The organism is Paenibacillus sp. FSL R10-2736, assembly GCF_038000245.1.
Lineage (GTDB): Bacteria > Bacillota > Bacilli > Paenibacillales > Paenibacillaceae > Paenibacillus_AQ > Paenibacillus_AQ phytohabitans.
This window is the reverse complement of record NZ_JBBOBN010000001.1, coordinates 4,923,215-4,944,677: the sequence shown is the minus strand read 5'-3', so window position 1 is coordinate 4,944,677 and position 21,463 is coordinate 4,923,215. Positions and strand designations below refer to the sequence as shown.

Here is a 21,463-nt window from a genome sequence, read left to right as displayed (position 1 = left end):
AGAACACATCAGTTGCTGCAAGTACTAGTTAACCCAAGTCTACGCGGGGTGGAGGTGCAGAGTTGAAAGAGCTGAACATTGGCATGGTGGGCATGGATACCTCACACAGCAGAATCTATGCTTCGCTGCTGAACCATGCGTCCCATCCGCTGCATGTACCCGGCGGGAGGCTGACTTGTGGGTATGCCGGGGGCTCGGCGGATTTCCCGTTAAGCGCCTCACGGGTGGAAGCGATCAGCAGGGAGCTGCAGGAGCACTACGGTGTCGAGCTGGTGTCTTCCATTGCTGAAGTAGCCGAGAGAGCAGATGCGGTCCTGCTGACTTCTGTAGACGGAAGAGTACACCGTGAACAGTTCGCGGTGCTCGCACCCTACGGCAAGCCGGTGTTCATCGACAAACCGCTTGCGGTCACCAGCGCCGATGCCCGGGACATCATGGAGCTTGCAGCAAGCTACGAGACACCCGTTTTCTCCAGCTCGATGGTCCGGTTCGGCGGGCCGCTGAATGAGGCGCTGAAGGATGAGAGTGCAGGCTCCATTGTAGGAGCAGACTGCTGCGGTCCGCTCGAGCTGCAGCCGACCCAGCCGGGATTATTCTGGTACGGCATTCATACCGCAGAGATGCTGTACGCGGCACTTGGCGGAGGCTGCATATCGGTGAGAGCCCAGAGTAATGAAACCCAGGAATGGGCAGTCGGGCAGTGGAGGGACGGACGGATCGGCACCATGCGCGGCAACGTAACCGGAGGCACCGATTTCACTGCTGTGCTGCACAGGGAACGGGGCAGCACAGCAGTAAATGCGCTGGGCGGGCACTATGAAGCAGGCCATCAGAATCTGCTAAGGCAGTTTCTGTTGATGGCGGGGGGAGCGCCTCCGCCCGTAAGCCCGGCTGTGACGCTGGAGCTGATCCGCTTTCTGGAAGCGGCTAATGAGAGCAGGGTAATGGGGCAGACCGTGCTTCTGTAAGGAGCTTAATCGTACCCGATGATACGGACAGGCTGTTCTTTTGTAATAAGGAGTTACATTCGGAAAGGGGAGAAACGGAATGCTCAAGACAGCAGTGATCGGCTGCGGCGGGATGGGAAACATTCATGCGGACAGATATATGTCCATGCCTGAGGCTCAGCTTATCGCGGTATGCGATATCAACGGGGAAGCAGCCGAGAGGCTTGGATTGCTGGCAGGTGTGAAGTATTACCTGTCGGCACAGGAAATGCTCGAACGGGAGAAACCGGAGGTGGTCAGTATAGCTGTACCCACCTATCTGCATGTGCCGATGGTACGGCTGGCAGCGGACTACGGTGCACATGTGATCTGCGAGAAGCCGCTGGCGCTGACTTCCGCGGAAGCCGAGGAGGCGGTCCGTTACTGTAACGGTAAAGGTGTCCGGTTATTTGTCGGACATGTGGTCCGCTTCTTCCCCGCCTACAGCCAGCTTGCGGAAGGGATCAGGCAGCATGGCGGAGGCAGGGGAGGCATCTACCATGCCAAGAGAGCAGGCTCGCATCCCGGCCAGGTTCAGGAATGGTTCCGCGACCCGGCACTGAGCGGCGGCGTGATTGTGGATCTGATGATTCACGATATCGACTATATCCGCGGGACCTTTGGTGAAGCGGAGGAGGTATATGCCTTCGAGCATCGGACGGAGACGATGAATTATGCTTCCGCGACCTTCCGCTTCGGGAACGGAACCCTTGCCCAACTGGAGGCCTTCTGGGGGTATCCGGGCGCATTTCATACTGCGTTTGAATATGCCGGTGCGGACGTCATTATCTCGGGCGGAACCCCGGACGGGGAGAGTGTGCATGTCCGGCGGGTAGCTGCCTCGGGGTCTGCTCCGGGGTTCGTGGAGACCCCGGCAAGCGTGCTGCTGAAAGACCCCTACTATGAAGAGCTGGAGCATTTCCTGCGGTGCATTGCCAGTGGTGCGGAGCCTAAGGTCACGGCAGAAGATGCCGTTCAGGCTGTACGCTGGGCGGAAGCTGCCGTGAGCTCAGGGGCAACCGGACTTCCCGTTAAGCTCGATGCCAAAGGAGGGATTAGATGAGACGTCTCAATGTGGGAATGCTCAGCTTCGCCCATGCCCATGCCTATGATTATCTGGCCTGTCTTCAGCAGATGCCGGAGGTGACGGTAGGCGGAATCGCTGATCCCGTGCCGGAGCGGACAGAGGAATTGGCCATGCGCCATGCCATCCCTTACTACAGCGATTACCGCGAACTGCTGGCCGATGCGTCGATAGATGCGGTGATCATATGCTCGGAGAATGTTCATCATGCGGAGCATACCCTTGCCGCTGCTGAAGCAGGCAAGCATGTTCTCTGCGAGAAGCCGCTTGGCCTCTCTGCCGGGGAGATGGAGCGGATGATTGCAGGCTGTGAAGCCAAGGGGGTCCAGCTGATGACCGCTTTTCCCTGCCGCTTTCTGACCCCGGTGGTCCGGGCCAAGGAGGCGCTCGACAGGGGAGAGATCGGAGAGATTATAGCTTTTAAAGGAACCAACAGAGGCTCATTCCCGGGTCCGGCGTGGTTCGCCGAGCCTTCGCTTTCGGGCGGTGGCGCTGTGCTGGATCATACAGTTCACGTGATGGATCTGATGAACTGGTTCACCGGCTCTCCGGTCGAGCGGGTCTATGCCTATGCGGGAACCTTATTCGATCCTGAGCACAAGCGGACGATTGATGATTCCGGCATGGTGCATGTCACTTTTGCAAATGGCGTGTTCGGCGTTCTGGACCCGAGCTGGTCGCGTAATCCCGGATTCCCCACCTGGGGGGATGTGACCCTGCAGATCATCGGGACAGAGGGAGTCATCTCCATCGATGCCTTCAATCAGAAGAACAATGTGTATGGCAGAGCATCCGGCAAAGGCAGCTGGTCCTTCTGGGGAGACGATATGAACGGACTGATGCTGCAGGCATTCGTGCAGGCACTGCTGGAAGGCACGCCGGTACCGGTGACCGGACTGGATGGTCTCAGATCGGCGGAGGTCGCATTGAATGCCTACCGTTCCGTACAGGAAGGACAACCGGTTAAGCTGCACAGGTAATGCCAGGATTTGAAGGTATGTAACCACATTAAAGAGGCGGGATGAACAATGGACGATCAGAAGCTATTCGATACGATGTGTGAAACGCTCTATTCGGCGGTTATCTCCGATACGCTGGATCAGCTGGGCTACCGCAATCAGGTGATGCGCGAGAATATCAATCCGGTCGATCCCTCCTGGGTGGTGGCCGGACGTGCCAAAACCATTCTGTCGGTGGATATCCACCATCTGCCCGAAGATCCCTACACTAAGGAAATTGAAGCGGTAGACAGCGTCAAGCCGGGAGAAATTGTGATCGGCTGCACGAATGAATCCAGGCAGAATGGCCTGTGGGGGGAGCTGCTGTCAACGGCCTCCAAGATGCGCGGCGGGCGGGGAGCGATCGTGGATGGCTTAATCCGGGATACAGCCAAAATTCTGGAGCTGGGCTTCCCCGTCTTCGCTACCGGCACCAAGCCGGTAGATTCGCAGGGACGCGGGATCGTTATCGACTACGATATTCCCGTGCTGTGCGGAGGTGTGCTGGTGCAGCCCGGCGACATTATCTTTGGCGACCGTGACGGTGTCGTAGTGATACCGGGCGCCATCATTGATGAAGTGTTCGCACTGGCGACGGATAAGGCGACACGCGAGAATCATACACGCGATGAGCTGCTGGCTGGCTCCACACTGCGGCAGGTCTATGATAAATACGGAGTACTCTAAACCACGAAGGCGGGGTGTCTACATCATGAGGCTGGCTGGAAAAAGAGTGCTGGTAACCGGCGCCGGGCGGGGCATCGGGCTGGCGATTGCCCGCCGTTTCCTGGAGGAGGGGGCCCGCGTGGTCCTGCTGGACCGCAGCGAAGCAGAGCTGCTTACTGCCGCTGATGAACTGGCAGACTACAGGGGAAGCTGGACCACGGAGGTCTGCGATCTGCGCGACCCGGCACAGCTTGAGGCGTCTGCAGCCAGGGCTTTCGCACATTTTGGCGGAATTGACATCGTTGTGAATAATGCAGGAATTGCTTATAGGGAATCCTTTCTCGATATTTCCTTGGAGCACTGGAATGCAGTCTTCGAGATCAATGTCCGTGCGGTGTACAGGCTTGGCCAGCTGGCTGCGAGGCAGATGATTGGCCAGGGCGGCGGCGGTGCAATTATTAATATGAGCTCCAAAAACGGAATATCGGCCAGCGCGGAGCTTGCGCATTACAATGCTTCCAAGGCTGCCGTTATCCTGCTGACAGAGTCTATGGCGGTAGAGCTGGCTCCGTATGGTATCCGGGTCAATGCAGTGGCGCCGGGCTTCGTGGATACCCCGCTGGACCGCAGGCTGCGCGAGGAAAGCGGACTGCCGTCCCATTCGGAGCATACTCCGATGAAACGGGCAGCGGCTCCAGAGGAGGTTGCCAGCGTGTTTCTCTTCCTGGCCTCAGACGAAGCTTCGTATGTGACGGGAGAAACGGTCCGTGTAGATGGCGGACATCTGGCTAACGGAAGTGAATTATAGCTTGAAGGAGGTGCAGAGATGATTTTTGATTCACATACTCATTTGTTTGGACCGGGAATGGTGGCCGGACCTACGGATGCCGCGATCAAGCGCGCCTGGGGCCCGGATATGAATATTGAGGCTACACCGGAGCAGCACCGGGGCAACCTGGAAGGATTCTCGGGAGCCATAGTACTGGCGATGGCGGCGTCTGCCACCGGGCTGGTGGTGCCGAATGAATATGTGGCGGAATACTGCCGGACGGACCCGGGAAGGCTGTTTGGTTTTGCCAGCGTAGATCCGAATGATCTGGACTGTGTAGGCAAGTTCGAAACGGCTGTCCGTGAGCTGGGGCTGAAGGGGCTGAAGCTGGCCCCGATCTATCAGAACTTTTATCCGGAGGATCCGAAGCATATGGCGCTCTATGCTAAGGCGGAGCAACTGAACGTTCCGGTTCTATGGCATCAGGGAACCTCCTTTGTCCCGGAGGGATATCTGGATGCTTCCCGCCCGGCGATGCTTGATCCAATTGCCAGGGCTTTTCCGAAGCTGAAAATGATCGTAGCCCATATGGGTCACCCCTGGGTGGATGAATGCATCTCGCTGGTGCGCAAGCATCCTAACCTGTACATGGACGTGTCTGCACTCGGCAGCCGTCCGTGGCAATTCTATAATGCACTGGTCTCCGCTGCGGAATACGGGGTGCAGGACAAGCTGCTGTTCGGCTCGGATTATCCGTTCTTCGGTACGCAGCAGATGCTGGATGCCTTGTACCGGATCAATGATCTGGTGGAGGGAACCAGGCTGCCGCGTGTAGCGGAGGATTTCATTGAAGACATTATTCACCGGCCGACACCGGAAATCCTCGGGCTGGTCTAATTTGTACAACAGCAGGCTGGAAGCCAAAGGGAGATGGAGCATGGAGGAGCATACGGAAACCAGCCGGGCGGACAGTGACGGGAGCGGTGCTGCCGGACGCAGACTGAAGAGTGAAGCCTATTTCCAGGAAAAAGATCTGTGGGGCTTCATTCACCGTTCGTTTACAAAGTCGATGGGATATACAGAAGAGGATCTGCGGAAGCCGGTCATCGGCATCTGCAATACCTTCAGTGAGCTGAACAAGTGTCATTCGCACTTTAATGAGCTGGTGGATTATGTGAAGCGCGGGGTCTGGCAGGCTGGCGGGGTGCCGATGGAATTCCCGACGATATCGATCGGCGAGCCTTATGTCAAGCCGACGACGATGCTGCTGCGCAACCTGATGGCGATGGACACGGAGGAAATGATGAAGGGCCACCCCATAGACGGGGTGGTGCTGCTCGGCGGCTGTGATAAAACAGTGCCTGCCCAGCTGATGGCCGCGGCCAGTGTGAACATTCCGGCCATTGTGCTCACGGGCGGGCCGATGCTGAACGGCCGCCTGGGCGGACGCAGCCTGGGTGCCTGCACCGACTGCTACGGCTTCACGCTGGAGCATAAAGCGGGAAATATTACAGACGAGGAGCTGGCGGTGGCGGAGGACGCCATCTGCCGCAGCGACGGGCACTGCATGGTGATGGGCACAGCCAGCACCATGGCCTCGATTGCCGAAGCCATTGGCATGGCGCTGCCGGGGTGCGCGGCGATCCCCGCGCCGGACAGCCGCCGCAGGCATCTCTCCGAGCGGACCGGCAAGCAGATTGTGGAGCTGGTGCGGCGGGATATCCGCCCGCGCGACATCATGACGGCAGAGGCAATGGAGAATGCCATCACGGTCACGATGGCCAGCGGCGGCTCCACGAATGCCATCATCCATCTGGTGGCGATTTCCCAGCGGCTGGGCCGGAAGCTGCCGCTGGAGACATTCGATGACATCAGCCGCCGGACGCCGTTCATTCTGAATCTGCGGCCTTCGGGCAAATATCAGATGGAGGAGTATTTCGAAGCAGGCGGCGTGCCTGCGCTGATGAAGGAGCTGGAGCCGCTGCTGCATGGCGGCTGCCTGACCGTAACCGGGCGGACGGTTACGGAGAATCTGGTCCAGGCGGTCACGCTGGACCGGGAGGTGATCCGCAGCGTGGCGGAGCCGCTGGACAGAGAGGGCGGAATTGCCGTGCTGCGCGGCAATCTGGCCCCGGATGGCGCGCTGATTAAGCAGACTGCGGTATCAGCGCATCTGAAGCGGCACACCGGGCGCGCCGTGGTGTTCGAGAGTCCGGCGGATCTCCAGCTGCGGATCGACGACCCGGAGCTTGCGGTAGATGAGCACAGTGTACTGGTGCTCAAGAACGCGGGCCCCAAAGGTGCGCCCGCGATGCCGGAGATCGGGCAGATCCCGATTCCGCAGAAGCTGCTGGTGCGCGGCATAAGAGACATGGTCCGCATCTCTGATGCACGGATCAGCGGCACTTCCTACGGCGCGCTGATCGTGCATGCGGCGCCGGAAGCGGCTGTAGGAGGAACGCTGGCGCTGGTACAGGACGGCGATGAAATCGAGCTGGATATTGCCGCGAGAAGGCTGATGCTGAAGGTGCCGGATGAGGAGCTGGCCCGGCGGCGGGCTTCCTGGAAGGCACCGGAGCCCCATTATGACAGAGGCTACGGCCTGCTGTTCCATGAGCGCGTGCTGCAGGCGAATTTGGGCTGTGATTTCGATTTCCTGCTGCCGGCAGAGCTTCGCCGGGAGCTGCTGGACGGAGCTAAGCAGGACTAACCATAAATTTTATCCACCTAAAGGAGAATTCTTATGCAAATGCCAACGCAAGCTGTGATCCGGTCTGTTCAGGAGCTGGAAGACCGGCTGGCCCGTCCGTCTGCCGCACTGCTGGAGGAGCTCGCCCGGCTCGACGGGGATATCATGCTGCTCGGAGTAGGCGGCAAAATGGGCCCGAGCCTGGCCCGGCTGGCCGTGAATGCCATCCGGGAGGCCGGGCTGGACAAGAAGGTGATAGGCGTCTCCCGCTTCTCGAATGAGGCATTGAAGCAAGAATTAATTGAAGCCGGTGTGGAGGTGATCGCGGCGGATTTGTCTGACGACAGCGCGCTGCGGGCACTGCCTGACACGAAGAATATCCTGTACATGGCCGGCAATAAATTCGGCACAACAGGCAATGAGCATTTCACCTGGATGATGAACGCCTATCTGCCGGGGCGTGTGGCGGAGCGCTTCCGCGATTCGCGGATTGTCGTCTTCTCGACAGGCAATGTCTACCCGTTCACGCCGGTGGGCCAAGGCGGAGCAACAGAACGCACCTCACCGAATGCGAACGGCGAGTATGGACAGTCCTGTCTGGGACGGGAGCGGATCTTCGAGCATTTCTCGCATAAGAACAATACGCCAATGTTCATCTACCGGCTCAATTATGCCATAGACTTGCGCTATGGCGTTCTGCTTGAGCTTGCCCGATCCGTTAAGGAGCAGCGGCCCATCGATCTGACGATGGGGCACGCCAATGTCATCTGGCAGGGGGATGCCAATGAGCTTGCCCTGCGCGCCTTGCTCCGCTGCAGTTCGCCGCCGAATGTAATGAACATCACAGGACCGGAGACGGTGTCGCTGCGCTGGGCGGCCACGGAAATCGGCCGCAGGCTGGGGACTGAGCCTGTCTTCACGGGTGCAGAAGCCCCGGAAGCCCTGCTGAGCAATGCTGCGAAGGCCGCGGCTTCCTTCGGATATCCCCGGGTATCGCTGGCACAGATGATCGATTGGGTCGCGGACTGGGTGGCTTCGGGAAGCGAGACCTGGAACAAGCCGACACATTTTCAGGAACGGGAGGGCAACTATTAATGGGAGCGAGCAGACAACCGTTAACTCCGGAGCTCTATGAAGCGCTGCATGAAGGTCTGGCGATTCCGGCGCATCCTCTGGCCCTGACGGCAGAACGCAAGCTGGATGAGCGCCGCCAGCGGGCATTGACCCGTTATTATATCGCCTCCGGGGCAGGCGGAGTTGCTGTGGCCGTGCATTCCACGCAGTTCGAAATCAGGGACCCCAAGATCGGGCTGCTGGAGCCGGTGCTCAGGCTGGCTGCGGAAGAAGTGGAGCGTGCCGGCCTTACCCGTCCTTTCATGAAGGTGGCAGGCATATGCGGAGACACGGAGCAGGCTGTCCGGGAAGCGCAGCTCGCGGCAGGTCTCGGCTATGAAGCAGGACTTCTCAGCATGGGCGGACTGCAGGACTGGAGCGAGGCGCAGCTGCTGGAACGCACCAGGAGAGTGGCGGATGTGATTCCCGTCTTCGGCTTCTATCTGCAGCCTTCTGTGGGCGGCCGGATCTTAAGCGTTGACTTTTGGCGGAGCTTTGCAGAGATTGAAGGCGTTATCGCGATCAAAATGGCACCGTTCAACCGTTATCAGAGCCTCGATGTGGTCCGGGCGGTGATGGAGTCCAGCCGCAGCAGCGAAATCGCTCTCTATACCGGCAATGACGATAATATTGTTACGGATCTGCTCACCACCTACCGCTTCAAGGTTAACGGGGAACCCATGGAGAAGAAAATTGTCGGCGGGCTTCTCGGTCACTGGGCGGTCTGGACAAGCAAAGCGGTTCAGCTTCTGGATACGATCCGAAAAATCCGCAATGAGGCTACCCTGTCATCCAGCTGGCTGACCCTTGGCATTGAGGTGACCGACAGCAACGCGGCCTTGTTTGATCCGGCCCATCAATTTCACGGCTGTATTCCGGGCATTCATGAGGCGCTGCGCCGCCAGGGACTGCTTGAAGGCTTATGGTGCCTGAATCCGGAGGAGCAGCTCTCACCCGGGCAGCTGGAGGAGATCAGCAGAGTCACCAGGGATTATCCCCATCTCACGGATGATGAATTCGTGGCAGCGCATTTGGAGGAATGGCTCCGGTAAAAGAGGCGTCTGCACATTCCCCAGTGGAACCCGAAAGCCCGGATATGATAAGCTCATGGCATCAGGCCAGCCCTGAACCAAGGAGGGAAATCTATGAGCAGCTTAATCACAGGCCAAGTCTATTCCGGGTTTCAAGTCATGCATCAGGAGTATATCCGGGAAATCGAATCCTCTGTATATACGCTGGAGCATCAGCAGAGCGGCGCGCGGCTGCTATACGTACAGAATCAGGATGATAACAAGGTGTTCAGTGTCACTTTTCGGACTCCGCCTGCAGACAGCACGGGAGTGTTTCATATTCTGGAGCATTCAGTCCTGTGCGGCTCGGATAAATATCCGGTAAAGGAACCGTTTGTAGAGCTGCTGAAAGGCTCGATGAAAACATTTCTGAACGCCTTTACCTTTGGCGACAAGACGATGTATCCGGTGGCCAGCCGGAATGAACAGGACTTTGCCAACTTAATGGAGGTTTATCTGGACAGCGTGTTCCAGCCGAACATTTACAGCCAGCGGGAGATTTTTGAGCAGGAGGGCTGGCATTACGAGCTGCCGCGCTCCGGGGATGAGCTGATCTATAAGGGTGTCGTCTACAACGAGATGAAGGGCTCTTATTCCTCACCCGTCACGGTATTAATCGACCGGATCAAGAAGTCGCTCTACCCGGATACGGTATACCGGCATTCCTCCGGCGGAGACCCGGAACATATCCCTGCGCTGACCTATGAGCAGTTCCTGGAGGCGCACAGCCGTTATTACCACCCGTCCAACAGTTATTTCTATCTATATGGAGACTTGAATATCGAAGCGAGGCTGCAATTAATCCACGAGGAATATCTCAGCCGGTATAACCGCAAGGATATCGATACGGGGATTGCCCTGCAGCAGCCGACAGGAATAACCGAGCTTACGGCGGAGTATCCCATTCTGGAGACCGAAACCGCCGCTGACAAGACTTACGTGAGCCTGAACTATGTAATCGGAACCTCCCTGGACCGGGAGCTGAATCTGGCCTTTGCCATTCTGAAAAGCATGCTGATGGACAGCAACGCCGCTCCGCTGAAACAGGCTTTGCTGGAGAGCGGACTCGGCAAGGATGTCGTCTCTTTCTATTCCGACAGTATGGTCCAGCCTATGCTTGGCATCGCCTTGACCCATTCTAATCCCTCTGCCAAGGAGGCCTTCGTGAATCTGGTCAGAACGACGTTAAGCCGCCTTGCCGCGGACGGCCTGGATGAGAAGCTGGTGCTGGCTGCGGTGAACAGCAAGGAATTTGAACTGCGGGAAGCAGACTTTAACCAGTACCCCAAGGGCCTGACCTATAATATGGAAGTGATGAAGGCCTGGCTGTATGACGGCTTGCCGTCCACGTATCTGGAGTATGAAGCTGCAATTGCGTCTATCCGCGAACAAAGTGCTAACCGGTATTTCGAGCGGCTGATCGAGACCTACCTGCTGAATAGCGATCATTGCAGCGTCGTTGTCCTGAAGCCTTCCCAGACCCTTGCGGCAGACAAGGAAGCGGCGGCCCGAAGCCGTTTGGCTGAATATAAAGCCTCGTTGACGCCGGTACAGTGCGAAGAGCTGGTGCTGAATACGCAGAAGCTGCTGGCCCGGCAGAACCGTCCGGATGCCGCGGAGGATCTGCAGAAGCTTCCGAAGCTGTCCCTTCAGGATATTGACCGCAGCGCTCCGCCCGGGGTGCCCACTAAGGAGCATAGACTGGATGGAATCAAAGTGCTGCATCATGAAGCGGCTGCAGGAACCATCGCCTATATTAAGCTGTATTGGGACACCCGGGTTCTGACGGCAGAACAGATTCCTTATCTGGAACTGCTGGCGAAGGTACTGGGGCAACTGGAGACTGCGGCTTACAGCATTGAAGAGCTGACCAGTGAAATCGGGATCACAACCGGCGGCATCCGCTTTCAGAATGAGATATTTGGGGCCGGCACAGCTGGCGAAGGAAGCTACCAGCCCAAATTCAGCGCCCGCATCAAGGTCATGCAAGGCAACATCGGCGGTTCCTTGAAGCTGCTGCACGAGCTGCTCTACAATAGCAACTTGAATAATTTATCCAAGCTGCAGGAGATTGTCCGCCGGGAAGCCTCCGGCATGGAAGCAATGCTGAACCAGAAAGGCAATGAAATCGCAGCCGGCCGGGTGCTCTCTTATTTCACGGATAGAGGGATGTATGAGGAGCAGCTCGGCGGTATGGCCTATTACCGCTTCATCAAAGAGCTGACCAGCCGGATTGACCAGGAGGCTGAACTGCTTGCTGACACTCTGAAGGGAATCTGCGGGGTTCTGTTCAATACGCAGAATGTAACACTGTCCGTAACCGGAACGCTGGATACGTATGCGGAATTCACTGCACACCTGGCGCAGCTGGATCTGCGGGACCAGCAGGTTAAGTTCTTGCCGCTGCTGTCTGCGCTGGACCAGGCGGGCAACGAAGGGTTCATGTCTGCCAGCCAGGTGCAGTATGTGGTCAAAGGATATGACTTCACGAAGCTGGGGTTTGCTTATTCCGGCAAGCTGCAGGTGCTCAAAAGAATCCTCAGCCTGACCTATCTGTGGAATGCTGTCCGGGTCAAGGGCGGAGCTTATGGCGGCAATCTCGTTCTGCGCAGAGACGGTGTGCTCCTGTTTACTTCTTACCGTGATCCGAATTTGCAGGAGACGCTGGAGATTTATGACCGGGCGTATCTGTTTGCCGGAGAATTTGCCGCAGATGAAGAGGAGATGACGAAGGCAATCATCGGCACGCTGGCGATGGTTGACCAGCCGCTGAGTCCCGGCGCACAGGGCCGGCAAGCGGACCGGCATTATTTCGAGCAGATTACCGGTGCAGACCTGCAGCAGGAACGGAATGAAATTCTGTCAACAACCTCAGGGGATATCAGGCAATATGCCGGCCTGCTTCAGGCAGTGACGCAGCAGAATTACTTCTGTGTGGTCGGCAATGAGTCGAAGCTGAAATCGGTCCGGGATCTTTTCGGCAGCCTGGAGGAACTGGTGAAGTAATTGGCGTATTCTTCTGCAGTCCCGGTTAACATAACCGGGACTGTTTTCAGGTTATAGAGTAGCGGTGATGTATCTCCAGAAGGCTATTACAGACCACCGGTTATGCCGGACTCGCCCTAGGTTAATCAGTAAGGCAGCCTAAGGCGGCGGAGGACTCGGGTTTTTTGCCGCGCGGAAATTTAGTTTTTGAATATTTAACTATTTAGATTTAAAATATAAGGATTACTGACTATGCGTATGCTTTCGAAGCAAGTTTTGCGAAGGGGACTCCCATGGAGCAGATGCTAACATAACTTTTAGGAGGAACAACAAGTGGAACTTGGAATAAGCACCTTTGTCGAGACAACGCCTGATGTGAATACCGGTGAGACCCTGAGCCACGCGCAGCGGCTGCGTGAAGTGGTGGAGGAAATCGTGCTCGCGGATCAGGTGGGACTGGATGTATACGGCGTAGGTGAGCATCACCGGCCTGATTTTGCAGCTTCATCGCCTGCGGTTCTAATGGCTGCAGCTGCACCGCTGACGAACAGAATCCGTCTAACCAGTGCAGTCATGATTCTCTCGTCAGCTGATCCGGTGCGTGTATTTCAGGATTTCGCCACACTGGACGGGATTTCGAACGGCCGTGCCGAGATTATGGTAGGCCGTGGCTCATTTGTGGAGTCATTCCCGTTATTCGGCTATGATCTGAAGGATTATGAAGCACTGTTTGACGAGAAGCTCGATTTATTGCTGAAGCTGCGCGAGTCGGAGAAGGTGAACTGGAGCGGGAAGCACCGCCCAGCGATACATAATCTGGGGATTTACCCGCGTCCGGAGCAGAATCTCCTGCCTGTATGGATTGCGAGTGCCGGAAGTCCGGAGTCTGCGGTCCGTGCCGGCACACTGGGCTTGCCGTTTGCCCTGGCGATTATCGGCAATGTGAATCCTTCGGATTATGCCAAGCATGTAAGGCTGTACAAGGAAGCAGCGGCCAAGGCCGGGCATGATGTGTCACAGCTGCCGATTGCCTCGCACTCCCATGGCTTCATTGCGAAGAGTAATGAGCTGGCACTAGAGAAGTTCTTCCCGTCCACTCACGCGCGGACGAATGTCAGGGCGGTGGAGAAGGGGCTGCCGCCTTATCACCGTGCGGATTATGATGCGGCGAGCAGCTTTGACGGAGCGTTATATGTTGGCGATCCGGAGACGGTTGCCCGCAAAATCATCCACCTGTACCAGCACGTAGGGATTACGCGGTTCCTGCTGCATGTGCCGCACGGCTCCATGCCGCATGCGCAGGTCATGGAGGCGATCCGCCTCTTCGGAACTGAAGTGGCGCCACTTGTGCGGGCGGAAGCTGCGCGTTTGAAGAACGTATAGCTGCTGTTTCCGCGAGAAACTTCTCATTGATCGCAAAATCCTGCACAAAGTACAACATTTTTTTCACTAACCCGGCCATAATCGGAATATGTTGTATGAAATACAGCATTACTCCTCCATCAAGCGGTTTAGCGGGAGAATTCCTGTATTTCATACAACAATTCACCCGTAGCCCCAGGGATCGCAGGCTCAAAGTTGCAATCCTTACAACATTTTAGATTATTCCGTTCCGATGGACCTTTAGCGATGGGGCGGTTACTGCTTTGGGATTAGTCTAGTCGTATGTTTGGCTTATTTAACAAAGAGACCCCGGGACATTAGTCCCGGGGTCTTCGTCTGCTAATCAAGCAACTCTATAGATTGGGTGGGAAACTTAAGAGAAAAGGCGGAGCAGCGGAGGCTTCAAGTTATGGAAGCCTCGTAGATCGCAAGGGTGGACGCAGCGAGTATGCTATTAAATTCATCGTCACTCTGCTGATCGCTGAGGCCCTGGGACAAGGCGCGCGAGAAGCTGGCGATGAGTCCATGCTGGCGGGCCAGCTTCTCATTCGCTTCTGCCTGGGTATAGCCACCGGATAATGCCACGATGCGGACTACATGCGGATCTGCGGCGAGTTCGCTGTACAGATTATCTTCAGTCGGAAGAGACAGCTTCAGCATGACCTTGACGCCCTCTTCCAGAGCGGATAATTGGGCGGCCAGTTCGCGCTTCAGCAGCTGCTCGGACTCTGCTTTGTCCGGGCTGAGAATGTCTACTTCCGGTTCGATAATCGGAACCAGCCCGTAACCGGCGATTTGCCCCGCGACAGCAAACTGCTGTTCTACGACTTGCCGGATACCCTCCGCGTTAGCTTCATGGATTACTGAGCGCATCTTGGTGCCGAAGATGTTCCTCTTGACCGCCCGTTCCAGCAGGTCATCAAGACCGGGAATGGGCTTCATGAGCTGAACCCCATTTTCCTGCGCGGCCAGTCCCTGATCGATTTTCAAAAAAGGCACGATGCCTTTCTGTTCCCATAAATAATCGGCGGTTAATTGTCCGTCTATGAAACGGTCCATCGTGTTCTCAAAAAGAATAGCGCCGAGGATATGCTCCGAATTAAATGCGGGACTCTGAATAATGCGTGTTCTCATCCCGTGGACCATCGCGTACATCTCTTCGTCACCGGAGTAACGGTCTTCCTTAATGCCGTATTGCAGCAGCGCTTTGGGTGTGCTTCCCCCGCTCTGATCCAGAGCAGCTATAAAGCCCTTGCCTGTGTGAATTCTGTCCAATTGTTTCGTATTCATGGATATTTGTCCTTCCCTTCTACGAAATGAAATGGTGACTCCATCTGTTTAGTATAGCACTTTTGGTTAGGGACATACATTTGAGCCGGCAGAGCTTTCCATTTGAGTTGAGAGATATGGTATGTTACCTTGTTCAATAGGATGGTATGATAGGAAGCGGGGTGAAAATAATTATGACAAATGAAACAACCAATGAGACAGCCAGTGAGACAACCAACGAGGCAACAAACGGTGAAGCAGAAGCTGCCGAAAAGGTCATGACCGAAGAGAAATGGAACGAGCTGCTGAAGGCTGTTTTTCATAACGGCATTGTAGCTCTAAAAATGAGTTTCAGTGAAGTGGAAGGCCAGGTTCTGAATTTGGATACTTACGGCCCGGTGTTTGTGTATCGTGTCAAGGACAGTGCCAATGATGATTATTACTGCGGGTTCTTCCTTCGTGAGTTGGCCGGCAGATTCCAGTCCGGAAGCAGTCCGGAGATCTGGATGGCCTCCTTCTTCCACGAATTGATGAAGACCAAGGGAGGCAACTCCTTGCCTAAACCTCTTCCGAATGAAGAGGAAGCCAAGGCCGTTGTTGATAATGTGCTGGTTCCCATGTGCATCGCCGCTGTCCGTGAAGAGTTCGCACCGGAGCAGGTCCATGCAGGCCTGGCCTTTAACCCGGAGCACGGCCCGGTCTTTGAAGCAGGATTCCCTGCAATCACTGACGGGAACAACGTATGCGCGATCCCGCTTCATCTGTTGCTGACGCATTTGCAGCTGAACCGCGATCCTTCGGAGCTGCTGCTGCAGGGCTTGTACAAAATCCGTGAAGAGCACGGAATGGAGTAGAAATGCAGGTAAGAGCATAAGATAAGCACAGGCCGCTCCTCTATGGAAGCGGTCTTTTGCTGCGAAATTAAGAGTGTATAGGTTACACACGGTCACTTCTCCTTCCGTTTCTGCCGGGTTCGCTGAATTGTCAAAATTACAGTTCTTACCGGGAGTAAAAACGATATATATGGGGTGTAGCGGATGAAGACGTTCTCAAATGCCATTTTCGAAACCGGTTGGGTTAGGTTTCAACTGCACGAACGTACGCGTGCATTGAAATAGGATGGGCAACCTTGAATAGCAAAGAGGAGGACAACGATGTTGAGAAGAGGAAAAGTCTTAAGTTTGTTTCTGCTGTTCACGCTTTTGATCGCACTGGTGCCTACGGGGAATTCCAGCGCAGCTTCAACCTGGAATCTGGCCTGGAGCGATGAGTTCGACGGCTCTTCCCTGAACACCGCCAACTGGACTGCCGAGACCGGCACCGGCAGCGGCGGCTGGGGAAACAATGAATTGCAATATTATACGAACCGGGCACAGAATCTGCAGGTTACCGGCGGCAACCTTGTAATTACAGCGCAGAAGGAATCCTATGGCGGCATGAATTATACCTCAGCACGGATCAAGACGCAGGGCCTCAAGAATTTCACCTACGGCAAAATAGAAGCCAGAATCAAGCTGCCTTCAGGTCAGGGATTATGGCCTGCATTCTGGATGCTGGGCTCCAATATCACCACGGTTGGCTGGCCGGCCTCCGGGGAAACGGATATTATGGAACGGGTGAATAATAACGCCTTCGTCAACGGTACAGTACATTGGGATGCAGGCGGGCATGCCGAATATGGGCAGGTGTCCGGAAGTCTGGATTTCTCCCAGTATCATGTGTACAGCGTGGAGTGGGATTCAAAATATATCAAGTGGTTCGTGGACGGCAACCAGTTCAATCAATTCTATATTGAGAACGGAACAGGCAATACAGAGGAATTCCAGAAACCGTTCTTCCTGCTGCTGAACCTTGCGGTAGGCGGCAATTGGCCGGGCGCACCGAACAGTGCTACCAGCTTCCCGGCACAAATGCTGGTTGACTATGTGCGTGTGTATCAGGAAGGCGCTCCATCGAGCGGCATTGTCAGCGGCGGAGTATACACATTAATGTCCAAAGTAAGCGGCAAAGTGCTGGATGTGAAGGATGTCTCCACGGCAGACGGGGCCAAAATGCACCAGTGGACTAATTATACTGCCAGCAACCAGCAATTCAGAGTGGAGAGTACAGGGGATGGCTTCTACAAGCTTACTGCGATGCATAGCGGCAAGGTGCTGGATGTTCCGAATGCCTCCACTTCAAGCGGAGTCCAGCTGCAGCAGGCTAATGACAATGGCAGCAATGCCCAGCGCTGGAGCATCATCGATGTAGGCGGCGGCTACTACAAGCTTATATCCAAAGCGAGCGGGCTGGCTATGGATGTCTCCTCGTCCTCTACAGCGGATGGTGCGGCAGTGCAGCAATGGACCGACAACGGAACAGATGCCCAGAAGTGGCAGCTCACCAAGATTAACTAGGGTAGCCTGGCTATAACTCTAAGGCTTATACCATCTTCCCGCTCATCAGACCGGGATGCGAATGGAGATTGTGTATAGATAGGGACGAAAGACCGCGGAAGCTGCGGTCTTTCGTGCTTGTATGTGCTTGTACATGCTTGTATTAGAAATAATATTATTCAAAGCGGATATTCTTGCTGAAGCGGACTGAGCTCCAGCTTGATCCAGCTCCAGCCGGCAGAATAGTCATACCATAAATATTCATTGATGTGATAATGTTTATTGTAAGCGTTATTATACGGTGGGATAAATGGAATATTGGAGGCGATTTATGCAAAGCCGCGGAAATGCCAGGTCTAAGCTAAAGGTGCTAACGATGCTAATCATGCTAATATGCTGCATGTCGCTTGTGAGTTGTTCTTCCGGTACTGATTCAGCGGCCGTCCAGACAGCTTCCCCGGAAGCGTCCGCAACCGCAGCTGAAGGGACTGCGTCAGCAGTACCGCTGCAGACCCCCGGAATTCAAAATTTAACATTCCACAGTGAGGCGCTGGATCAGAAGATGCGGCTCAGTATTTACCTGCCCGTAGGGTACAGCACGGAGCAGCATTACCCGGTCCTCTATCTCATCCACGGCTATGGCGGCAAAGAAACGGATATGATCGCTGGCCTCGGGCTGCATCTGAATGCAGAAAGGCTGGCCCAAGCCGGTCAGATCCATCCGCTCATTATCGTCTCCCCGCAGATGGATAACAGCTATGGGCTGAATTCTTCTCCTACCTATGCAGTGAACGATCCGGGTGATCCCCTGACGACCTATAACGGGATGTATGAAGATTATCTGGTGAAGGATGTTGTGAATTATGTGGATTCGCATTTCAGCACGTTAGCTGAGCGGGATTCGCGCTATATTGGCGGCATTTCAATGGGCGGCTTTGTCAGCCTGCATACCGCGCTGCTGCACAGTGATGTCTACAGCAGGGCAGGCGGGCATAGTCCGGCGCTGTTTCTGGATGACTGGTCTTCGGTGGGCGGTGAATACGGCCTGATCCGATTCCTGTATCCGACAGAAGCGGAGCGGCAGGAGCGTGATCCGCTTATTTTGGCGAAGGATAGGGATTTAAGTGATCTGGCAGTATATCTGGATTGCGGGGAAGAGGACAGCTACCGGTTCTATGAAGGTACAGAGCAATTATATACACTGCTTAAGGATAAGGGCGTGCCGGTTGAATATCACTTAAGAGCAGGGAAACATGACGGGGAGTATTGGAGAGCCAACTTGGATGAGTATTTGATTTTTTATGCCGGAAGGACTAACTGATGATGATGCCTACGAATTATAAATTGAATTTTGAAAAGCTATGTGCTACATATAACTTGGGGTCACTGCGCACTGAGCCGGAGCAAATCTTCGGCGGGTTCCTGCACCGGATGTACCGGATGACCACGGATCAGGCAGAGTACGCAGTGAAAGCGCTGAATCCGCAGATTATGCTACGGGAATCAGTGATGAATAACCTGACAGCCGCCGAGAAGGCCGCGGAGCTGGCAAGCAGACATGGAATCAATGCTCTCCCGGCTCTGCTGCATGAGGGGAGCTGTATGCATGAAGTGGACGGGCAGTATTATCTGCTGTTTCCATGGATTCAAGGCCGCTCTATATCTGCAGACAACGCGGGGCTGGAGCACTGCGTTACTATGGGGGAAGCTCTCGCGGCTATACATGCCACGGACTTCTCTCCGCTCCATAATGAGCTCCATAGGGATAGCACAGCGGAACAATTGCAGACCGATTGGAAAGGGTATGCCGTACAAGGTCAGGCGACGGGTCTTCCATGGTCCGCTTCCCTTATGGCTGCTCTGGACAAGCTCTACCGCTATGAGGAATTGGTGAATGGTGCTATGCCGATCCTTAATGGCAACAGGATCATCAGCCACCGGGATCTGGACCCGAAGAATGTGCTGTGGGATCATGACGGCCGGCCCGTTATTATTGACTGGGAGGCTGCGGGCTGGATCAACCCGGCGCAGGAGCTGGTTGAAGTGGCACTCTATTGGTCAGACTTTGAGAGTGGTCACATCCGCAAGGAGGCCTTCTGTGCGCTGATTCAGGCTTACCGTAATCATGGGGGAGGGACACGTGACCCCTGGCCGGGGGTGCTAAACAGCGGTTACCACGGGAAGCTGGGCTGGCTGGATTACAGCATCCGGCGGTCGCTGGGGCTGGAAGGCCCGGATGAAGCGGAGCGGGAGCTTGGGACAAGCCAGGTGCTGCCTACGCTGCAGGCGCTGAAGGATTACGAAGCGTTCATTCCGCTTTGCCTGCAATGGCTTACGAACTTAAGTATGAAATAGAAGGAGTTGGGCCCCGATGGAAGAGAATAAAGTCACCTATGAATCTGTCGATCAATATATTTCTGCCTATGCACCAGAGGTCCAGGAGATTCTGCAGACCTTGCGCAAGGTCATCCGGGAGGCAGCGCCAGAGGCAGAAGAGAAGATCAGCTATCAGATGCCGACCTTCTTCCTGCATAAGAATCTGGTGCATTTCGCCGCATTCAAGAATCACATTGGATTCTATCCGGCACCGCAGGGAATTGAAGCGTTCAAAGAGGAACTTGCAAAATATAAAGGGGCCAAAGGCTCTGTGCAATTTCCGATTCATGAGCCGCTTCCGTATGAACTCATTACGAGGATCGTTAAATTCAGAGTGGAAGAGAATCAGCAGCAGGCAGCGGGTAAGGCACAGAAGAAGAAATAAGTGGTTTCAGGCAGAACGGGAGGCTGAACAAAACATATGATCAGGGTAATGGCAAGAGCATGCCTGAAGGATTCAGGCGAAGCGGGCAAGGAATATTTGCGGTCCGGCGGTGAAGCGGCAAGAATGATCCGGGAGGGCCGCCTGATGACGGCTGCGGGATTCTGCTGGAATCACAATGTGTTCCTCTACTATGAATGTATGGAGGAAGCGATCCTGCCGGAAGAACTGCTGCCGCAGGCGGCGCAGTATCTGGCCGACTGGCCGGGAGAAGCTCAGCCCCGCCAATGGATTCCGCTGATCGATGTGTTTCACTTCAATGCGCCAGCGGATGCTGCGCACTGGCGGCGCAAGACCAAGCCTGAGCAGATGGCCGGAAGAGTGGCGCATCTGAAGCCGGAGAGAGTAGCGAGCTATGTCTATTACCACTATCAGCTGCAGGAGGAACAGGCTTTCCATGGACCGAAATACGAGGTGATCGGAATACATGAGAACCTCCTGTTCGGCTATCAGGAGTTCCCGGCAGTGGTGGAGGTACCCGTGCTGCTGGGGAAGCTGGCTACATCCGGGACTCCGGAAGTGTGGGCGGACTCGCGGATGGATCTGCATTTCCAGCCATGGCCGGACGGCCATCTCTACTTCAAGCCGGTGGAGACTCTGTTTGCCCTGCAGGAGCCGCCGCTGGAATAGAGCTGTTATACATAGATTACATCCAAAAAGCACTCCACCGCTGGTACTGGCCGGGAGTGCTTTTTGGGGTTTGGGGTATAGCTTGGCTACCTGTTTCCCGAATAAATTATAAGCCTGTAAGCCATGCGGCCAATTCTTCGGTCTGGCTAAGAATAGCTATCGGGTCCCAGTAACCGAAACGGTCGCTTGTCCATAAGAACACATGATTATTCTTGACTGCGGGAAGTGCTCCCCAGATCGGGTCCGCCTGAAGTTCATCCAGCGTTTCCGAATCGGAGGTCAGAATAATATAATCTCCCGCATACTTGGGCAGGACCTCCGCAGAGAATGAAGCCCAGCCGGGATCGGCCATTTCCGCCGCAATCTCCGCAGGCGGCTTGAACCCGAATCCGTTGTATATCGGCTGGCCGCCTTTGCCGAAAGAGGTTCCGACGGCCATCAGGCTATTGTCGCTCGATTCAATAACGGAGAAGGTGCTGTTGGCAGGTATGACTTGGAGCACCTTTTCTTTGGCGCTGGCGGTATAGGGTGGAAGGTACTTTATAGGAGAGCGGGGATTCACCAGCACTGATTGTGACCCGGCGGATATCTATGACCTTGCAATTCGCCTGATTCCATAGAGTGATTA

At 55.4% G+C, this 21,463-nt stretch carries 19 protein-coding genes; 17 read left to right on the top strand and 2 right to left on the bottom strand.

Annotation, left to right across the window (positions count from 1 at the left end; all coding sequences use genetic code 11):
* Positions 1-62: 62 nt before the first annotated feature.
* The 11 genes from NSQ73_RS21340 to NSQ73_RS21290 all read left to right on the top strand — a co-directional run bounded on the left by NSQ73_RS21340 (position 63) and on the right by NSQ73_RS21290 (position 13,743).
* On the top strand, positions 63-968 hold the full coding sequence (locus NSQ73_RS21340; RefSeq protein ID WP_340988082.1) for a Gfo/Idh/MocA family protein: 906 nt from the start codon (positions 63-65) through the stop codon (positions 966-968).
* A gap of 79 nt (positions 969-1,047) precedes the next feature.
* Positions 1,048-2,049 (top strand): Gfo/Idh/MocA family protein, encoded by a 1,002-nt coding sequence (locus NSQ73_RS21335; protein WP_340988080.1) that lies wholly within the window; start codon positions 1,048-1,050, stop codon positions 2,047-2,049.
* Positions 2,046-3,050, top strand: a complete 1,005-nt coding sequence (locus NSQ73_RS21330; protein ID WP_340988079.1) for a Gfo/Idh/MocA family protein — start codon at positions 2,046-2,048, stop codon at positions 3,048-3,050. Before NSQ73_RS21335 ends, NSQ73_RS21330 begins: the two co-directional genes overlap by 4 nt.
* A gap of 48 nt (positions 3,051-3,098) precedes the next feature.
* Positions 3,099-3,755, top strand: coding sequence for an RraA family protein (locus tag NSQ73_RS21325; protein WP_340988078.1), 657 nt, complete (start codon positions 3,099-3,101; stop codon positions 3,753-3,755).
* Positions 3,756-3,780: 25 nt separating this feature from the next.
* Positions 3,781-4,542 carry an SDR family NAD(P)-dependent oxidoreductase gene (locus tag NSQ73_RS21320; RefSeq protein ID WP_340988077.1) on the top strand — a complete coding sequence of 254 codons (762 nt, stop codon included), beginning with the start codon at positions 3,781-3,783 and terminating at the stop codon, positions 4,540-4,542.
* 18 nt (positions 4,543-4,560) lie between these two features.
* The gene (locus NSQ73_RS21315) at positions 4,561-5,400 is read left to right on the top strand and encodes an amidohydrolase family protein (RefSeq protein ID WP_171718597.1); all 840 of its coding nucleotides are present in this window, start codon (positions 4,561-4,563) and stop codon (positions 5,398-5,400) included.
* On the top strand, positions 5,351-7,213 hold the full coding sequence (locus NSQ73_RS21310; protein ID WP_340988076.1) for an IlvD/Edd family dehydratase: 1,863 nt from the start codon (positions 5,351-5,353) through the stop codon (positions 7,211-7,213). The genes NSQ73_RS21315 and NSQ73_RS21310 overlap by 50 nt, the downstream gene beginning before the upstream one ends.
* A gap of 57 nt (positions 7,214-7,270) precedes the next feature.
* The gene (locus tag NSQ73_RS21305) at positions 7,271-8,287 is read left to right on the top strand and encodes an NAD-dependent epimerase/dehydratase family protein (RefSeq protein WP_340989350.1); all 1,017 of its coding nucleotides are present in this window, start codon (positions 7,271-7,273) and stop codon (positions 8,285-8,287) included.
* Positions 8,287-9,357, top strand: coding sequence for a dihydrodipicolinate synthase family protein (locus tag NSQ73_RS21300; protein ID WP_340988075.1), 1,071 nt, complete (start codon positions 8,287-8,289; stop codon positions 9,355-9,357). Before NSQ73_RS21305 ends, NSQ73_RS21300 begins: the two co-directional genes overlap by 1 nt.
* Positions 9,358-9,450: 93 nt before the next feature.
* On the top strand, positions 9,451-12,381 hold the full coding sequence (locus NSQ73_RS21295; protein ID WP_340988074.1) for an insulinase family protein: 2,931 nt from the start codon (positions 9,451-9,453) through the stop codon (positions 12,379-12,381).
* 312 nt (positions 12,382-12,693) lie between these two features.
* Positions 12,694-13,743 (top strand): LLM class flavin-dependent oxidoreductase, encoded by a 1,050-nt coding sequence (locus NSQ73_RS21290; RefSeq protein ID WP_340988073.1) that lies wholly within the window; start codon positions 12,694-12,696, stop codon positions 13,741-13,743.
* A 402-nt stretch (positions 13,744-14,145) separates the two neighbouring features.
* Here NSQ73_RS21290 and NSQ73_RS21285 read toward each other — a convergent pair whose 3' ends face one another.
* Positions 14,146-15,033: a fructose bisphosphate aldolase gene (locus NSQ73_RS21285; RefSeq protein ID WP_171718593.1), complete on the bottom strand. Its 888-nt coding sequence runs from the start codon at positions 15,031-15,033 to the stop codon at positions 14,146-14,148.
* A gap of 173 nt (positions 15,034-15,206) precedes the next feature.
* Here NSQ73_RS21285 and NSQ73_RS21280 point away from each other — a divergent pair, with 173 nt between their 5' ends.
* The 6 genes from NSQ73_RS21280 (at position 15,207) to NSQ73_RS21255 (ending at position 20,835) form a co-directional block, all read left to right on the top strand.
* Positions 15,207-15,866, top strand: a complete 660-nt coding sequence (locus NSQ73_RS21280; RefSeq protein ID WP_042140967.1) for a hypothetical protein — start codon at positions 15,207-15,209, stop codon at positions 15,864-15,866.
* Between the two features lie 300 nt (positions 15,867-16,166).
* Positions 16,167-17,408, top strand: coding sequence for an RICIN domain-containing protein (locus NSQ73_RS21275; RefSeq protein ID WP_340988071.1), 1,242 nt, complete (start codon positions 16,167-16,169; stop codon positions 17,406-17,408).
* Positions 17,409-17,763: 355 nt separating this feature from the next.
* Complete coding sequence (locus NSQ73_RS21270) at positions 17,764-18,708, top strand: alpha/beta hydrolase (RefSeq protein WP_340988070.1); 945 nt, start codon at positions 17,764-17,766, stop codon at positions 18,706-18,708.
* Positions 18,708-19,742 (top strand): phosphotransferase enzyme family protein, encoded by a 1,035-nt coding sequence (locus tag NSQ73_RS21265; RefSeq protein WP_340988069.1) that lies wholly within the window; start codon positions 18,708-18,710, stop codon positions 19,740-19,742. Before NSQ73_RS21270 ends, NSQ73_RS21265 begins: the two co-directional genes overlap by 1 nt.
* Positions 19,743-19,758: 16 nt before the next feature.
* On the top strand, positions 19,759-20,148 hold the full coding sequence (locus NSQ73_RS21260) for an iron chaperone (RefSeq protein ID WP_340988068.1): 390 nt from the start codon (positions 19,759-19,761) through the stop codon (positions 20,146-20,148).
* 36 nt (positions 20,149-20,184) lie between these two features.
* Positions 20,185-20,835 (top strand): hypothetical protein, encoded by a 651-nt coding sequence (locus NSQ73_RS21255; RefSeq protein ID WP_340988066.1) that lies wholly within the window; start codon positions 20,185-20,187, stop codon positions 20,833-20,835.
* Positions 20,836-20,941: 106 nt separating this feature from the next.
* Here the strand turns inward: NSQ73_RS21255 and NSQ73_RS21250 are convergent, their stop codons facing one another.
* Positions 20,942-21,403, bottom strand: coding sequence for an ABC transporter substrate-binding protein (locus NSQ73_RS21250; protein WP_340988065.1), 462 nt, complete (start codon positions 21,401-21,403; stop codon positions 20,942-20,944).
* Positions 21,404-21,463: the final 60 nt, after the last annotated feature.

Coding starts and splice junctions, on each gene's coding strand:
- NSQ73_RS21275 (WP_340988071.1), top strand. CDS start 16,167: ATGTTGAGAAGAGGAAAAGTCTTAAGTTTGTTTCTGCTGTTCACGCTT.
- NSQ73_RS21320 (WP_340988077.1), top strand. CDS start 3,781: ATGAGGCTGGCTGGAAAAAGAGTGCTGGTAACCGGCGCCGGGCGGGGC.
- NSQ73_RS21255 (WP_340988066.1), top strand. CDS start 20,185: ATGATCAGGGTAATGGCAAGAGCATGCCTGAAGGATTCAGGCGAAGCG.
- NSQ73_RS21300 (WP_340988075.1), top strand. CDS start 8,287: ATGGGAGCGAGCAGACAACCGTTAACTCCGGAGCTCTATGAAGCGCTG.
- NSQ73_RS21325 (WP_340988078.1), top strand. CDS start 3,099: ATGGACGATCAGAAGCTATTCGATACGATGTGTGAAACGCTCTATTCG.
- NSQ73_RS21330 (WP_340988079.1), top strand. CDS start 2,046: ATGAGACGTCTCAATGTGGGAATGCTCAGCTTCGCCCATGCCCATGCC.
- NSQ73_RS21280 (WP_042140967.1), top strand. CDS start 15,207: ATGACAAATGAAACAACCAATGAGACAGCCAGTGAGACAACCAACGAG.
- NSQ73_RS21285 (WP_171718593.1), bottom strand. CDS start 15,033: ATGAATACGAAACAATTGGACAGAATTCACACAGGCAAGGGCTTTATA.
- NSQ73_RS21315 (WP_171718597.1), top strand. CDS start 4,561: ATGATTTTTGATTCACATACTCATTTGTTTGGACCGGGAATGGTGGCC.
- NSQ73_RS21295 (WP_340988074.1), top strand. CDS start 9,451: ATGAGCAGCTTAATCACAGGCCAAGTCTATTCCGGGTTTCAAGTCATG.
- NSQ73_RS21260 (WP_340988068.1), top strand. CDS start 19,759: ATGGAAGAGAATAAAGTCACCTATGAATCTGTCGATCAATATATTTCT.
- NSQ73_RS21270 (WP_340988070.1), top strand. CDS start 17,764: ATGCTAATCATGCTAATATGCTGCATGTCGCTTGTGAGTTGTTCTTCC.
- NSQ73_RS21335 (WP_340988080.1), top strand. CDS start 1,048: ATGCTCAAGACAGCAGTGATCGGCTGCGGCGGGATGGGAAACATTCAT.
- NSQ73_RS21265 (WP_340988069.1), top strand. CDS start 18,708: ATGATGATGCCTACGAATTATAAATTGAATTTTGAAAAGCTATGTGCT.